The sequence below is a fragment of the Capnocytophaga sp. oral taxon 326 str. F0382 genome, assembly GCF_000318295.1.
Taxonomy (GTDB): domain Bacteria; phylum Bacteroidota; class Bacteroidia; order Flavobacteriales; family Flavobacteriaceae; genus Capnocytophaga; species Capnocytophaga periodontitidis.
In genome coordinates this window covers 1-14,481 of sequence record NZ_KB291382.1, presented here as the reverse complement: position 1 = coordinate 14,481, position 14,481 = coordinate 1, and the positions used below count along the sequence as shown (strand labels likewise).

The following is a 14,481-nucleotide window of genomic DNA, read 5'->3' as shown; positions in this document are numbered from 1 at the left end:
CTCACGAATTTTCACCTGACGGTGAATTATAATGTTCTGTTATATCGAAGTGGGGCTATTTTAGTATTTCTAAATATAAATTTCTAAATTTTTCAACCATTTTCTCTTTTGTGAACTCTTCTTCATATCTTTTTTTAGCACCTATTGATAGCTGTTGGTATTTCTTTTCATCAGTAAGCAATTCTATAATAGCTTCTGCTAATTTGTTAGCATCTTTAGGGGGCACAATAATGCCTGATACATTATTGAGGTTTACCCAATCAACCCCTGAACCTTTGATACTTGTAGAAATAACAGGTTTTCCAAAAGCCATAGCTTCGATTTGTACTACTCCAAAAGCTTCTGAGCGCTCGGTAGAGGGGAGGCAAAATATATCACAAAGTTGATAATAAGCACCTAACTCTTCAAAAGGGATTTTTCCTAAGAGTTTTACTTTGTCTTCCAAATTATAGGAATGTATTTGTTTTTGAAGTTTGTCTTTTAGTTCTCCTATACCAGCTATTAAAATAATTGTATCATCGGGTAAGGATTTTGAAGCTTCAATAAGGTATTCAATACCTTTATAATAAACTAATCTTCCTAAATAGAATACTATTTTTTTTCCTTTATATTCTTTTTTTAACTCATTAAGCTTTGTTTCATTTACTGTTAGTTCTTTATTGTCAATACCAATAGGAATGCAAGTTATTTTATCTTTATATTTTTTTAAGGTAGAAGATCCTTCTACATAAGTGGGGGTTGTAATGACTATTTTGTCTGCTTTTTTTAATAACCAAGTTTGTAAGGGGGCGTATAGTTTAAGTAGTTTTTTTTGTCGTATAATATCACTATGCCAATGTAGTATAATTTTAGCTTTAGGTTGGGTGAGAAAAACAGCTAAATTAGCCATTGGATTAGGTAAATGGATGTGTATAATATCATAATTATGTTGTATTTTTTTGAGAATTGGAATTATACTATAACTCAAAGGGGTAGAAGCTAATACTTTTATAGTATGAGCTGCAAATATTTTATAGTGTTCATCAAAAAAAGAATTTCCTTTTAAATGATTAGCACATAAAACATCTGTTTGAATACCTTTTTCATTTAGTCCTTCAACAAGATCAAAATGAACTTTTTCTACACCTCCTGAATGAGGAAGATAGAATTTTCCTATTTGCAATATTTTCATACTATATTTTCTAAAATGATTTGAGTAGTTTTTTTAAAATGAAAATGATTGTTTATAAAATTTTTTTGTTCTATTTTTTGAGGAGATAAGGACAATAATTTTTTTGCTAAATCTTCTGGACTTTCTTTATTAAAAAAATAGCAATTTTGGAATTCGGTATAAATTTCTTTAAAAACCTCAATATCAGACAATAAACAAGTTGTTCCTAAATAAAGAGCTTCTAAGGGAGGAAGCCCAAAACCTTCATAAATTGATGGTTGCACTAGCATAGAAGCCTCATTCATATAGTTATAGAGTTCCTCATCGGATATTCTACCTGTAAAAATAATATTTTGATCTTTAAGGAACTCTTCATTAGAGAGTTTGGTTTTAAATCCTTCTTTTTCGCCTACTATTACCAATTGTTTATCAAATCCTTTTTTTCTTGCATATCTCCATCCTTTCACTAAGGTTTCTAAGCCCTTGTGAGGTTTGATATTGCCTACAAAGATAATAAATTCTTTGGAAATAGAAACTTTTTGTGGGAAATAATTTATGAGCTCATTTTTAATAGCACAAGGAGCTACAACAATATCTTTTGCTTTTTTGAAATGGAATGAAATTCTTTTTTTAGAGAATTCTGAAACAGTAAATATTTTTTTAGCTATTTTAACAGCCCTATTTAAATAAAATTTCCTTATATAGTAACCTATTTTTGAAGTAAGTTCTTTGATGTCTAAGAAAACAACATCGTGGATAAAAGCATAAATAGGTATTTTTATTCCTATTGGGATATTAAAATTAGGGGTTAAAAATACGTCGTAAGAGTTGATTTTTGCACAAGGGAAGCAAAATAATTCTTTTACTGAAAATATAGGTATATTTACTTCTTGAATTTCTACATTCTTTGCTTTATATTTAGATAGTATATTGAAATTTCCTAACAATAAGTAATTATTCTTCTGCTCAGCCAATAGATAAGGAAGAATACCTTGTAAATAAGTTCCAATACCTGAACTATTATACATTCTACAATCGATAGCTATTTTCATATTTATTAGAACAATATAGATTTATAAGGCACTAAAGCATTATTTGGGATGGCTAATGTTTTTATTATTTGAGAAAGAGCATATAAACACAAAAGGAATCCTATCAAAATTTTGGTTACTTTTCCTTTAAAAGCATTAGGCAAACAAGCTAAAAAGAAACATTCATAAAAGCGATAATACAAAGAGAGCCTTGTAGCGATAATCTCTACCTCACTGAACAAAAGATAAACACTAATATTTAAGAGAGCACACCATAAGAATATATTTTTTGTTCTTTCAGAAAGGTGAACTCTATTGATAAAGAAAAAAGTAATGAATAATATTACAAATCTCACAAATGTACTGAATGAATAGAGAATATTAGCGTTAAAAGCTTCATTGTTTTGATAGGATATAATTCTTTCTATTAGGCGCAAATCAACCCCTATAATAGTACCTAATCCTTCTAATATAAAAGAGGTTACCCCTAAATAAGCAAAAGCAACTACGGTTCCTAATACTATCCAAAAGATGAGATTTGTGCATTTCTTTTTTATAATAAAGATAATTGGTAGAAAAACGAGTGCTGAGTAATGAAATAAAATAGCTCCTAAAAGCGACAAATAGAAATACCAACTTTTATTTACGGAAAGAAAATAGTAACTCAGTGCTATAAAACCTAAAGCAAGCCCTTGCCGAATACCATTCATTTCATATACTAAAAACCAAAAGCTTGAATAAATACAAATAGAAAGTAAGGGATATAAAGAGACTTTTTTAAAAGCGTATACCTTTAGGGATAATGAGATAAAGAAAAATAAGAAGAGAAAAAGGTGGAAATTACCTCCTATATATTTTATAAATTCAGCGAACCACTGAAACCCTATTTCAATATCGTCGGGGTTATTAAAAATATCTCGATAATGAGCAGTATCTGTACCTACTGTTATATCTCTTAATCCTGCGATGTATAGAAGCGCGAAAATAATAGGGATATAAGAGAATATATACATATAAAATTTTATCTTCTTAGAAAAATTTTCAACAAGAAGATTACTAGCAAAGCCTAAAAAAGAATATATGGGTACAAGGAAATATATCATTTATTAAAAATTTTTCTCTTTAAACTTTTTATAAATCTATAAATTGTAATAATACACTTTATAAAAAAATTGTTTCTACTGAAAAACACATACTTATCATTCTGTTTTGCGAAATTAGAAATAACTATTTCGTAGTGCTGCAATAAAAATTCTAAATCATTAGTATTAGTAGGTGTAAAATTTAATCCTATATCAATCCCTTTTATCTCTTTGTTATTCTGCCCTTCTACTCCTATATGTTGTAAAAAACTTTGTTCACTTACCATCACTGGAGTTCCTTTTTCTTGCAATTTATGAGACCAATACCAATCATAAGCAAATGATTTTCTTTCCTTAGGAATATTATCTAATATGTTTTTAAGTATATTTTTATCTGTAAACAAAACACATATACCTCCTATTGAATGTTTTTCCTTAAAGGCAACTTTATTAATCTCTAATGAATTTCCTTTTTCAACAAACGGGTGATTGCTTGAATTATACAAACTAAATACTGGATATTTTGTTTGTGTAGAAAGTATAGATTTTATGATCTCTATAAAATCTTTATGAAAAATAACATCTGAATCTACTTGTAATAAAATATCATAATTACTATTTATGTAATCCTGATGTATTTGATACATATTCCTATCAGCCCTCAAATTATTTTCTCTTACTACAATTTGTTTGGCAAAAGGGATCATTTTCTTTAAGTCTTCTTTCGTATATTCTGTACTACAATCATCAAAAATAAAAATATCTACATCTTCTATATTTTTTACTTGCGTTAAAGAAACTATAGTTTTCTCTAAAACCTCTTTGCGATTGTAGGTAGCCATTGCTAACATTATCTTTTTCATAACCTAAAAAGCCTTTTTATTTTTTCTATCATTTTTACTTTTAGTATGGTGTAAATATAAAAATTATTATATTTTGTTCCTGCTATATGCCAAGATTCTACAAACATTTTAGTAATAGCATTAGAGGATAGCCCACCGAATAGAAATTTTGCGATAACAAAATTTAAGTAATGAAAATGTTTACCTTCTATATAAAGTTGATGAAAAAAATTGTAATCAGCAGAAATTCTGTAAGTTGTGTTGAATAAATATTGTTTTTGTAACATAGTTCTTACAAAACTTCCTTGATGGCAGAAGACCATTTGTTGTTCTATTCTTTTTAAAGGTAACGGTTTTTTTAACTTTGTTTTCTTAGGATATTCTATATTTACATTTCCATAGATTACATCGGCGTCACTCCAATCATTATCCTTAAATACTTTTTCTAAAACATGTTCATTATAGAAGGTATCACCTGCATTCATAAAGTTGAGCCACACCCCTGTAGCTTTTAGAGTTCCCTTATTCATAGCATCATAGATGCCTTTATCAGGTTCACTTACCCAATAGGAAATTTTATCCTCATATTTTTTGATGATGTCAAGGGTGCCATCGGTACTACCTCCATCTATGATGATATACTCTATATTAGGGTAGGTTTGGTTGAGTACCGATAGGATCGTATTTTCAATATCCTTCACTGCGTTATAGGCAACGGTGATGATGGTGATAAGGGGTGATTGTGTGTTATTTGACATAGCTCAATATTTTTCTAAATATCTTTTTTGCTATAAAACTTATATCTATTTTTTGATTTTTATTGTTCATATAAAAATCTAAAATATGATACATATTATACTTTTTAGCTTGTTTTTTATATTTTTTCAGTAAGAACCATATTTTAGTATTCATTTTTATTATTAGATCAGGGCGATGATTCTCTACAAAATAAGCTCCAGCTAAAGCATAATACAGATATAATTTTTCTCTATCAGAAGCTATAGTAATAGAGTCGTTATGAGCTCTGAAGTAGGACAAAGGTTCGTTTACGAATGCGAATTTTTGGTATTGATTAGCTGTTAGTAAATACATCAACAAATCATTTCCTATAGCGTGCATAGCAAAATCACTTGCTACTTTGTTAGGGATATCGGCAAGTGTATTATTCTTTAAATCGTTTAATCTAAACAAAGCACAAGCTGGAGAGACGGGATAATCTTTATCATCTATAATACTCTGTATATATTTTTCTGTGGGATATAATCCTGTTTTTCCTATTCTATAGAGAGAGATTTTATGAGGTTCTGTAATGTTAACTTTAAAAATTTTAGCACTTGTAAAAGCGAATCCTACTTCTTTATCTTCTAAAAAAGGAACTGTTTTTTCTAAGAAGGTAGGATCGATTAAGTCGTCTGACCAAAGAATTTTAGCATATTCTCCGGTAGCTTCGTTTATACATCTTAGCCAATTTCTTACAGGGCCTATATTGGTTTCATTTTGATAAATTTTGACACGATCATCAGTTTGCGCTAAAGCTTGGAGTATTTTCCAAGTGTTATCAGTACTTTTGTTGTCGACGATTACAATCTCGGTATTTGGGTAGGTTTGATCTAAAGCGCTTTTTACTGTTGCTTCTATCAGATTTTGCCTGTTGTACACTGGAATTAGTACACTTACTTTTGGAGTATTCATTTTCTGATTTTTTGTATAAGTTTTTTTAAAATTTCAGATATGCTATGAGTTTTTAGCACTTTGATCATTATTTTTAGTTTGTTTGTTCCTTGTAATATTAATTTTCTTTTTTGTTCATCATTTGCAAAGTTAGGAATTATATAAAAAGGGTGTTGTAAAGGGAAAGTTATTTTTCCAGTTTTTCGGTTTGCATTGTCATCCTCGGCGGAATGAGTATGAGTAGCTCCTACGCCAAATCCTATGTTAGAAATCAGATTAACAGTTGGGATAATGGATAGTCCATTATTTATCATTATGGTTAGTTTCCATTGATAATCCCAAGTATCAATACCTTTTAGATATAATTTGTCGTATATTTTAGAAAAGTAGAGATACTCATCTTTATTAGCGAACAGTTTTTGAAATATATTTTTAGCTTTCAGGTCGGGGTAGTAAGAAATATCTTTGTCGTAATATTGCCAAGCTCTTCTCCAAGAAGCCCATCCCCAAATATGTTCATATTTGGAAAAATAGTATGATTCTTTATCAGTAGAGACATTTTCTACCAAATCATTTGTACCTGTTATAAGCCAAATTCGAGAGTCGTTTTGGTATTTAATAAGTAAATCTTGGCAGAAATAGAAAAAACTATCGTCTGGCAAACAGTCATCTTCTAAGATGATACCCATTTCTTCATTATTAAAAAACCAAGAGATAGCAGTACTTACGGCTTCTTTACAACCTAAGTTTTCTTGCCTGAAGAGAGTTTGGACTTTACAATCCCAATTGATATTTTCTAAAACAAAGTCTCTTACTTGCTGTACAATTTCTTTTTCTCCTTGCTTATGAGCTCTGGCACCATCGCTTGCGATATAAAGTTTTGAGGGTTTATTTTTTTTAATAGTTTCAAATACTTTTTTAGTAGTGTCTAATCTATTAAAAATTAGGAATAAAATAGGGGTGTTTAGTGTATTCATATTCTTTTTTGATATAATCGTTTGCTAAAAAAATTAACTTTTCTGAGGATTCTCCAAAAAAGATAGACTATTTTGTCATAGGGTGTAATACTTTTTGTTATTTCGTTATATTTTTCATCTAAACGTGGGTCTTGGGTATTAAAAACTCTTTTTTGTTCCTCTATTACATTCTTTTTTATCAAATACTTAAAGAATGAGGGGTATAATTTTTTATAAAAAGGATAATCTAACAGTATAATATCTGTAGTTTTTTTGTATTCATCGATAAGTTTGAATGTATTTTCTGCTGTACTGCTTACATTTTCATCACATCTGTACATTAATAAAGGTACCCCTACTATTTTAAGTACTTTTGTTTCTTTAGTAATAGAATAACTGAACATATAATCCATCAAGGGATAATGTGTGTCGTCAAAGCCATTGAGCTTAACTGCTACTTTCTTATTAAAACAAACTCCAGAAATTGTAGAAAACACGCCAAAAATATAATCAAATGGTTTTAAGGGAATTACTCTATAATTTTTATTAGATTCTTGTATAGATATTTCTGAAATATGAGTAAAAAGAAAGTGTTGTACATAAATAGCATTTACATTATATTTATATAGTTTTAAAACATCATATATTTTTTCGATATAAGAAGGATTGATCAAGTCATCATCGTGAAGCATTACCACAAAGTTTGTTTGAGATAGTTCAAAAAGTTTGTTCCAATTACCTGTCATCCCTACGTTTTCTGTATTTTTATAGTAGAACAGATTGGGAATTGCTTTGTACTCTCGTAACAATTGTTCTGTTTCGCACTCTCGTTCTGGATTATTATCTACTACCATTATAGCAAAAGGGCAGTTTGTTTGCTGAGCTAAGCAACTTTCAAGGGTCTCTCTAAGCAAGTGAGCTCGCTTGTAGGTGGGGATTGCTATTGTAATCTGTGCTCCTTCAGGGACAACTCCTTGCTTTATAGCTATAGAGGGTATATGGGTTACGGCTGTATATCTCATTTGAAAATGTTTTTTAGTTTGTAATAAGTTTCTTGTATACCTAAATGAATGAATTGAAATATTGTGAGTTTAAATTCTCTGAGTACGACAAAAGGCCATTTCCAATTATTGTACACTGCTTGACAAAATCCTTGTACAAGGACTAAGCCTAAAATTCCCCAAGAGGTATATTTTAATACTATAAAACTTCCTATTGCGATTCCAATTCCTGCTAAAAGAGCAGGTTTGACAAAAGGAATATTATTCTTGCTGATAATAGCTGTTGCAAAATGTGAGTGATTGTTTTCTAAAAGTACAACTATTATATAAAGACAAAGAATCAATTTATTAGGCAGAAAAGCATTTGAGTGTATATATCCTAAAATTGTATTACCTAAGAATAGTAATATAATTCCTCCTAAAGTGAATAGTATGTAAAAAATAATTATACTAAAAGAGAACAAGCTTACAAAACCTTGTGAGTTTCCTTCTACACGTAAGGCAGCAAATTTGGGTTGAAAGGTAATAAAAAAAGTTGTTGCTACTGTTGAGAGTATATTTACCAATTGCATCATCAATCCATAAGAGGCTATTTCTGCGTTTGATAAGTATAAACCTGCTAAGAACATACTAAATTTTGTAATGGCATAAGCTCCTACAAAAACTAAGCCTAATTTTTTAGCATTGTACCATATCACATCAAAAGTTGCACTGATTTCTTCCTTGCTAATATTGTAAGGTTTTAACTGGGTTCTAAATTCTTCTGTAAAAAGAAATCGATAACACAACATTCTATTTACAAAAGGAGCTATAAAATTTGCCAATACAACTCCCATCAGTCCCCAACCTATATACAAGAACAAAAAAGTAAGCCCTATATAAACAATCCGAGAGGCGAGTAAAGCTATTTTAGTTTCTTTGATAGCACCTTTTCCCGTGAGTAGGAAATTATAATATTCATAATAAATAGTAAAAGCAGTAGAGGCTGAAAAAATTATCCAAATAGGCAATGAGTGAGCTACTGAATGGAAGCCATCTGTAACCTTGTAAATATATAGACTTCCGACAGAGAGCATTACCAGTAGCACTAACAATGCTAAACGGAGATAGACATACTGACCTACTTTTACGAGAGTAGCTATTAATCGGTAGTTGATAGCCACTTCTGCAGAGGAAGCATCTTCTATTCCTTCTTTTTTTAGTGTTTGAGCACCTCCGTATACATAGCTTACATTACGACTAAATTGAGGTGAAAAGCCAAAGTCGAAAAGGAGTACTAAAGATGAAACTGTTAGAAAAATATAGTTGAGTGCAATTTCTTCTACAGTTAGCATCTTTAAAATAAGAGGTAGGGTAATGAGCCCAGAAGCTAAACTAAAGAACTGCGCTATATAATTCCAAAGTACATCTGTTTTAGTTATCTTTATCATCTGTTTCCTATTGTATTAGCTCCTTTAAAGCCACTTAATAAACTTTGGTCGCTCCAAAAATAATCCCATTCTCCAAATCTGCCTATACTAATGATACCTACTGTTCTCAAATAATCTTGTATTAGAGATACGTTGCTCTTTCTATTGAAATCGAATACTACATTAGCGTATTTTTCTTCTCGATAATCGGTAATTGCAATGTCGTTAAGTTCCCAAAGTTTCATCTGTATACCTTTTTCGATAATGTGGTTTACCAAACTATCACCAGAAAGCTGCTTAGGTTTCTTTTTTGAAAAATAGGTTTCAAACTGTAAGGAGCTTTTCCCTTTTGGTACATTATAGGGTGATTTGAGCGAAGGAGAATAGGCTCTTGCAGGCAAAATATCCTCATCATAGATATAAAACCACAAATGTTTAGGTATATCAGGGCGATTGAATCCTATAGACACTAACTGACCTGAGGTTGCCAATAGTTTCTCACCAGCTTCAAGAATGCTTTTAGGAGCATCTTTTATAATTTTTACTATCTCAGGCAGAGGTAAAGAGCTAATAAGTTTTTCATAGTTAGTTTCAGAACCATCTGTAAAAGTAATTTTTTTGTGAATAGGGTCAATAAGAGCAACTTCTTTCTGTGTCTTTATAGAAGTATTTGTAGCCATTGTATTTAGGAAACTTTTATAGCCTCCTTGTTGTGGATAGCGCATTTCTTGAGCGTAATAAAAGTTCTTTTCTTGCACTTCAAAAGCCCCTCTTAATAGTACTTCTAAAGATGGAATGCTAATTCGACTGCCCAACCAGTCGGTAGAAAGTTCTTTTGAAGGGAGTGTCCAATATTTATAAGTGTATTTTTCAGAAAAATGTTCTTTGAAATACGTCCCGAATTGCACCAATAGCCAATCTTCATAGTTCTGAATCGTATTAAGAGTAGGTTTAGCGACAAAATCTTCTATAATTCTTATTTTTTCATCTATAGACAAAGGGGCAAGGTTGTTTTGTACAGGATGTTTTAACCATAAGTTTTTATAATAATTAGATGATTCAGGCTTATGACTATAGAAAGCTGTATTGTTTTGGAAAAGGTTTTTTACTACTTCTGATTTTGTAAAAGAAAGATGGACAAACTTATCAAACAAGAAGCCTTCACCTATTGAGAAGTTATCGCATAAGCCTCCCCAAGAACTATTTTTCTCAAAGATAGTATGTTCAATACCTCTTTGTGATAAATGGTATCCTGCTGCAATACCTGCTATTCCTGCTCCTAAAATTGCTACCAAAATTTTTAATTATTTATTTCCAATCCATTCTACCATTTTTTCTATTCCTCTTTTTGAGGTCATTTTAGGTTGCCATTGCAATATTTTTTGAGCTTTAGTATTATCGGCTACGAATACTAATTGATCGCTCTCTCTAAAGGGGAGCTCTTTATATTGCATTTTTATACCTAAAAGTTTTTCTAACATAGCAAAAAGTTCTAGTAGTGAAAGACTATTTTCAATACCTCCACCTATATTAAAGGCTTGCCCTTTGGCTTGTTCTATATATTTGATACCTTGAAAATAAAGACTTACTACATCATCGGCATAAAGCACGTCACGTACTTGCTTGCCATTGCCTGAGATAGTAAATAGTTCTCGATTTGTACCTTGTTTTATCTCAATTGCTTTTTGCACAAACCAACCAATCCAACCTTGGTCGAAGGTAGCGTGCTGATGACTTCCATACATTGATGAATGTCTAAATACTAGGGTTTTAAGTCCATAAATACGATGAAAATCCAATAAATATTGGTCGGCTGATCCTTTAGAACATCCGTAAGGCGAATGGAAATCTAAAGGATAAGTTTCAGGAAATCCTTTAGGATATTCTTGACAGGTATAGCGCATCTGTTCTTCTTGAAAAGTAAGATTAGCGAAATCGCCATATACTTTATTGGTTGATGAGTATAAGATGTAAGCATCAGGACAGTATTTTCTAATAGCATCTAATAAGTTGAAAGTGCCCATTGCATTCACTTCAAAATCCAAACGTGGATTTTCAATAGAAGTAGTCATTGCTACTTGTCCAGCCAAATGAAACACAATATCAGGCTGTTCTTTTTTGATCACAGTTTCTACATCGTTGGTGTTGCGTATATCATAAGGATAATAAGAGAATTTACCGAGCGTTCTGAGCCAATCTAAGTTTTGGGCACTACCATAACGGAAAAGATTGTCTAAAACTACCAATTCTTCTCCTCGTTTTAATACTTCTTGAGCTAAGTTGCTTCCTACGAAGCCGCAACCGCCTGTTATCAAATATTTCATTGTATCTCGTGTTTTACAAATCGTTCTATATTTTCTTCTAAACTTCTTTTAGGTTGCCACCCTAAAGAACATAACCTACTATTATCTACTTGGGGTTCCATAATCTCCCCCTCTCGGTAAGGAAGTGCTCCAAAATTCAACTGTGTTTTTATTGGGTTGCCTTTAAGTTTTTCTAATACCTCTTTGACAAGTATTACAAAAGTCTTTACGGGAGTGAGTACACCTGTACCTACCTCTATATCATTAAAAGCTTTTAGTTGTGGTGCTTGTTCTAAACAAGTAAGGTAGGCACTTACCACATCGTCTATATAAATAAAATCACGCTTTTGTGTGCCTGCGGTGAGTGGGATGATGTTTTTTTCCTGCTGGAGTTCATTCAAGATCCAAGAGGTGAATTTGTCATTGCCATCTTGCTCTCCAAACATAAGCTCTAATTTTAAGTTCACTACTTGTATTTTATTAGAAGCTAATTTTAACCACTCTTCAAATTGTTTTTTTGAAAGGGCATAAGCGTTTATTTGTTTACCTAAAAGTGTACTAGTATTAAGGAAATGTTTTGTGCTAAAATCTATTGCTGTACTAAGCAATTCTATCCCGAACATTAAGTTTGTTTTGAGTATCTGCTGTATACTCTCTCCTTTTCTACCATACACACAGGCTGTATGAATGATAGTGTCTATATATTGTTCTTCAAAGGCTTTTTGCAAAGGTACTTGGTCTATATCATAGCTTTTAAAGGTGTTTTCAAAACCTTTTAAACGCCACATATTAGAGGTAGAGCGTTTGAGTACTACTACTTCATAGCCCTTATTTATCAATGCCTTCAGCAAATGACTGCCGAGGAATCCTGTTGCGCCCGTTAAAAGTATTGTCATAATTATATTGCTACTTCAATTTTTTGCTCTATGTAGGATTGAAAGCTCCTACGAAAGGCACGTTTCAGCTTGCGCTGATGTTTTTTTTTTTTGCCCACGAATCTCACAAATCTACACGAATATTTTTTAGGTTGAGATGATAGGTTCTGACCTCTAAGTTTATGATTTGCACGAATACTTCAGCTTACGCTGATGAGGGTGATATTGTAAAGAAACCTATTTTGTGCTAAAGTTAGAAATTTACTCCAAAATATTCTTCTAATTTTTCTGCGATATAGTCTAACTGTTCTTCGCCTAAAGCTGGATAAATACCTACCCAAAAGGTTTGATTCATTGTGATATCGGTATTAGTAAGGTCACCCACTACACGGTATTCCACTCCTTTAAAGTAAGGCTGCTTAGTGAGGTTACCCGCAAATAGTAAACGTGTGCCTATCTTGTGCTGGTCTAAAAAACGGAGTAAATCTACCCGTGCGGTACCTGCATCTTCTTTAAGGGTGATAGGAAAACCAAACCACGAAGGGTTGCTATTGGGGGTTGCCTCTGGTAGGTATAAAAAATCAGTAAGGGTTTGGAGTCGCTCTTTGAGGTAGGCGAAATTTTTACGGCGTTTTTCTATAAACTCCTCTACGCGGTCTAACTGTGCTAATCCGCAAGCGGCTTGCATATCGCTAATTTTTAGGTTGTAACCTAAATGTGAATATACATACTTATGGTCATATCCAAAAGGCAAATCACCGTGCTGTTGCGAGAAACGGCAGTTGCAAGTGTTGTCACAACCTGGTGCACAATAGCAATCACGCCCCCAATCGCGGAAAGACTCAGCTATGGTTTTTAGTTCTGGATTGTTAGTAAATACTGCTCCTCCTTCACCCATTGTGATATGGTGAGCTGGATAGAAACTCAGGGTAGCAATATCGCCAAAAGTACCTACTTTTTGTCCGTTATAGGTAGCGCCGAGTGCATCGCAGCAGTCTTCTACAAGCCAAAGGTTATATTTCTCACAAAGGGCTTTTATTTTCTCTAAGTTGAAAGGGTTTCCCAAAGTATGGGCAAGCATTATCGCCTTTGTTTTAGGGGTAATAGCTTGTTCTATAAGGTCGGCGTTTACATTGTGAGTATGTAGATCTACATCTACAAATACGGGTATAGCCCCAAACTGAACAATAGGGTTCACTGTAGTAGGGAATCCTGCTGCAACGCCTATTACTTCATCACCTTTTTTGATAGCACGGTCACCTAATTTAGGTGATGTGAGCGCACTAAAGGCTACTAAGTTGGCTGAAGATCCTGAGTTTACAGTGATGCAGTATTTTACCCCCAGAAAGTCGGCTAACTTCTTTTCAAAAGCAGCATTAAAGCGTCCTGTGGTGAGCCAAGCGTCGAGAGAGGCGGCGACCATATTTTGGAGTTCTTGCTCACCGATTACTTTTCCTGAAGGAGGGATTACCGTTTTTCCTGCTTCAAAGGGTTTGGGTTTGTAAGCCTCTTCGGCATATTGGGTTACTAATTTTGCTATTTCTTCTCTAATTGTTTCTAATGACATATTTTCTTTTTTTTGACCACGAATTTGCACGAATGTTTTTTAGTTTTTTTCGCCCACGAATCTCACGAATTTGCACGAATATCTTTCAGGTTGAGATGATGGGGTTTCTATAACACTTTTCGGAAAATTCCTTCATTGATATCTACTTCGTTGAAATTGACTAATATTCCTAATTTTAAATTTGATAGTTTTAAATAGTTTAAAATTTGTTTGTGGTGTTTCGCACTTAGTTCTTCTACTGATTTAATCTCAACAATAATTCTATCTTCTACTAATAAATCTATTCTAAAAGCAACATCTTGTAAAAGATTACCTTTATAGTATACAGGAATAGGTACTTCTGTTTGTACTTTTAACCCTCTGCTCTCTAACTCAAATTTGAGTGCAGAAGCGTATACTTTTTCTAATAACCCTATACCTAATTGATTGTAAACTTCATAAATAGCTCCTACAATTTTATAGGAGAGTTCTTTTTCTATTATCATCATTTTGTTGTTGATACAATTTGTTTCAGGTTTTTTTTCGCCCACGAATCTCACGAATTGGCACGAATATCTTTTAGGTTGAGATGATAGGTTCTGTCCTATAATTACA

Annotated in this window: 14 protein-coding genes; all 14 read right to left on the bottom strand. The window is 32.2% G+C overall.

Going from position 1 to position 14,481, the window contains the following annotated elements; translation table 11 throughout:
* Positions 1 to 55: 55 nt before the first annotated feature.
* The gene (locus HMPREF9073_RS03765) at positions 56 to 1,171 is read right to left on the bottom strand and encodes a glycosyltransferase (RefSeq protein WP_009412667.1); all 1,116 of its coding nucleotides are present in this window, start codon (positions 1,169 to 1,171) and stop codon (positions 56 to 58) included.
* Positions 1,168 to 2,202 carry a glycosyltransferase family 1 protein gene (locus HMPREF9073_RS03760; protein ID WP_009412666.1) on the bottom strand — a complete coding sequence of 345 codons (1,035 nt, stop codon included), beginning with the start codon at positions 2,200 to 2,202 and terminating at the stop codon, positions 1,168 to 1,170. Before HMPREF9073_RS03760 ends, HMPREF9073_RS03765 begins: the two co-directional genes overlap by 4 nt.
* Before the next feature lie 5 nt (positions 2,203 to 2,207).
* Positions 2,208 to 3,194, bottom strand: a complete 987-nt coding sequence (locus HMPREF9073_RS03755; protein ID WP_232212877.1) for an EpsG family protein — start codon at positions 3,192 to 3,194, stop codon at positions 2,208 to 2,210.
* Between the two features lie 86 nt (positions 3,195 to 3,280).
* The gene (locus tag HMPREF9073_RS03750; RefSeq protein ID WP_009412664.1) at positions 3,281 to 4,126 is read right to left on the bottom strand and encodes a glycosyltransferase family A protein; all 846 of its coding nucleotides are present in this window, start codon (positions 4,124 to 4,126) and stop codon (positions 3,281 to 3,283) included.
* The gene (locus tag HMPREF9073_RS03745; protein ID WP_009412663.1) at positions 4,123 to 4,863 is read right to left on the bottom strand and encodes a glycosyltransferase family 2 protein; all 741 of its coding nucleotides are present in this window, start codon (positions 4,861 to 4,863) and stop codon (positions 4,123 to 4,125) included. Before HMPREF9073_RS03745 ends, HMPREF9073_RS03750 begins: the two co-directional genes overlap by 4 nt.
* Positions 4,853 to 5,797 carry a glycosyltransferase family 2 protein gene (locus HMPREF9073_RS03740; protein ID WP_009412662.1) on the bottom strand — a complete coding sequence of 315 codons (945 nt, stop codon included), beginning with the start codon at positions 5,795 to 5,797 and terminating at the stop codon, positions 4,853 to 4,855. The genes HMPREF9073_RS03745 and HMPREF9073_RS03740 overlap by 11 nt, the downstream gene beginning before the upstream one ends.
* The gene (locus HMPREF9073_RS03735) at positions 5,794 to 6,753 is read right to left on the bottom strand and encodes a hypothetical protein (RefSeq protein ID WP_009412661.1); all 960 of its coding nucleotides are present in this window, start codon (positions 6,751 to 6,753) and stop codon (positions 5,794 to 5,796) included. The genes HMPREF9073_RS03740 and HMPREF9073_RS03735 overlap by 4 nt, the downstream gene beginning before the upstream one ends.
* Entirely contained in the window at positions 6,750 to 7,754 is a 1,005-nt protein-coding gene (locus HMPREF9073_RS03730; RefSeq protein WP_009412660.1) for a glycosyltransferase family 2 protein, read from the bottom strand. The genes HMPREF9073_RS03735 and HMPREF9073_RS03730 overlap by 4 nt, the downstream gene beginning before the upstream one ends.
* The gene (wzx, locus tag HMPREF9073_RS03725) at positions 7,751 to 9,163 is read right to left on the bottom strand and encodes an O-unit flippase-like protein (RefSeq protein ID WP_009412659.1); all 1,413 of its coding nucleotides are present in this window, start codon (positions 9,161 to 9,163) and stop codon (positions 7,751 to 7,753) included. Before wzx ends, HMPREF9073_RS03730 begins: the two co-directional genes overlap by 4 nt.
* On the bottom strand, positions 9,160 to 10,437 hold the full coding sequence (locus tag HMPREF9073_RS03720) for an NAD(P)/FAD-dependent oxidoreductase (RefSeq protein WP_009412658.1): 1,278 nt from the start codon (positions 10,435 to 10,437) through the stop codon (positions 9,160 to 9,162). The genes wzx and HMPREF9073_RS03720 overlap by 4 nt, the downstream gene beginning before the upstream one ends.
* A 9-nt stretch (positions 10,438 to 10,446) precedes the next feature.
* The gene (locus HMPREF9073_RS03715) at positions 10,447 to 11,466 is read right to left on the bottom strand and encodes an NAD-dependent epimerase/dehydratase family protein (RefSeq protein WP_009412657.1); all 1,020 of its coding nucleotides are present in this window, start codon (positions 11,464 to 11,466) and stop codon (positions 10,447 to 10,449) included.
* Positions 11,463 to 12,341 (bottom strand): NAD(P)-dependent oxidoreductase, encoded by an 879-nt coding sequence (locus HMPREF9073_RS03710; RefSeq protein WP_009412656.1) that lies wholly within the window; start codon positions 12,339 to 12,341, stop codon positions 11,463 to 11,465. The genes HMPREF9073_RS03715 and HMPREF9073_RS03710 overlap by 4 nt, the downstream gene beginning before the upstream one ends.
* 232 nt (positions 12,342 to 12,573) lie before the next feature.
* Positions 12,574 to 13,887: a lipopolysaccharide biosynthesis protein RfbH gene (gene rfbH, locus HMPREF9073_RS03705; RefSeq protein WP_034555320.1), complete on the bottom strand. Its 1,314-nt coding sequence runs from the start codon at positions 13,885 to 13,887 to the stop codon at positions 12,574 to 12,576.
* 107 nt (positions 13,888 to 13,994) lie between these two features.
* The coding region (locus HMPREF9073_RS03700; protein WP_009412654.1) for a GxxExxY protein at positions 13,995 to 14,481 on the bottom strand (487 nt) is incomplete at its 5' end.

Excerpts from the sequence above, each read along its gene's own strand:
- HMPREF9073_RS03735 (WP_009412661.1), bottom strand. The coding sequence starts at position 6,753 with ATGAATACACTAAACACCCCTATTTTATTCCTAATTTTTAATAGATTA.
- HMPREF9073_RS03765 (WP_009412667.1), bottom strand. The coding sequence starts at position 1,171 with ATGAAAATATTGCAAATAGGAAAATTCTATCTTCCTCATTCAGGAGGT.
- rfbH (WP_034555320.1), bottom strand. The coding sequence starts at position 13,887 with ATGTCATTAGAAACAATTAGAGAAGAAATAGCAAAATTAGTAACCCAA.
- HMPREF9073_RS03715 (WP_009412657.1), bottom strand. The coding sequence starts at position 11,466 with ATGAAATATTTGATAACAGGCGGTTGCGGCTTCGTAGGAAGCAACTTA.
- HMPREF9073_RS03745 (WP_009412663.1), bottom strand. The coding sequence starts at position 4,863 with ATGTCAAATAACACACAATCACCCCTTATCACCATCATCACCGTTGCC.
- HMPREF9073_RS03740 (WP_009412662.1), bottom strand. The coding sequence starts at position 5,797 with ATGAATACTCCAAAAGTAAGTGTACTAATTCCAGTGTACAACAGGCAA.
- HMPREF9073_RS03750 (WP_009412664.1), bottom strand. The coding sequence starts at position 4,126 with ATGAAAAAGATAATGTTAGCAATGGCTACCTACAATCGCAAAGAGGTT.
- HMPREF9073_RS03710 (WP_009412656.1), bottom strand. The coding sequence starts at position 12,341 with ATGACAATACTTTTAACGGGCGCAACAGGATTCCTCGGCAGTCATTTG.
- HMPREF9073_RS03730 (WP_009412660.1), bottom strand. The coding sequence starts at position 7,754 with ATGAGATATACAGCCGTAACCCATATACCCTCTATAGCTATAAAGCAA.
- wzx (WP_009412659.1), bottom strand. The coding sequence starts at position 9,163 with ATGATAAAGATAACTAAAACAGATGTACTTTGGAATTATATAGCGCAG.
- HMPREF9073_RS03760 (WP_009412666.1), bottom strand. The coding sequence starts at position 2,202 with ATGAAAATAGCTATCGATTGTAGAATGTATAATAGTTCAGGTATTGGA.
- HMPREF9073_RS03755 (WP_232212877.1), bottom strand. The coding sequence starts at position 3,194 with ATGTATATATTCTCTTATATCCCTATTATTTTCGCGCTTCTATACATC.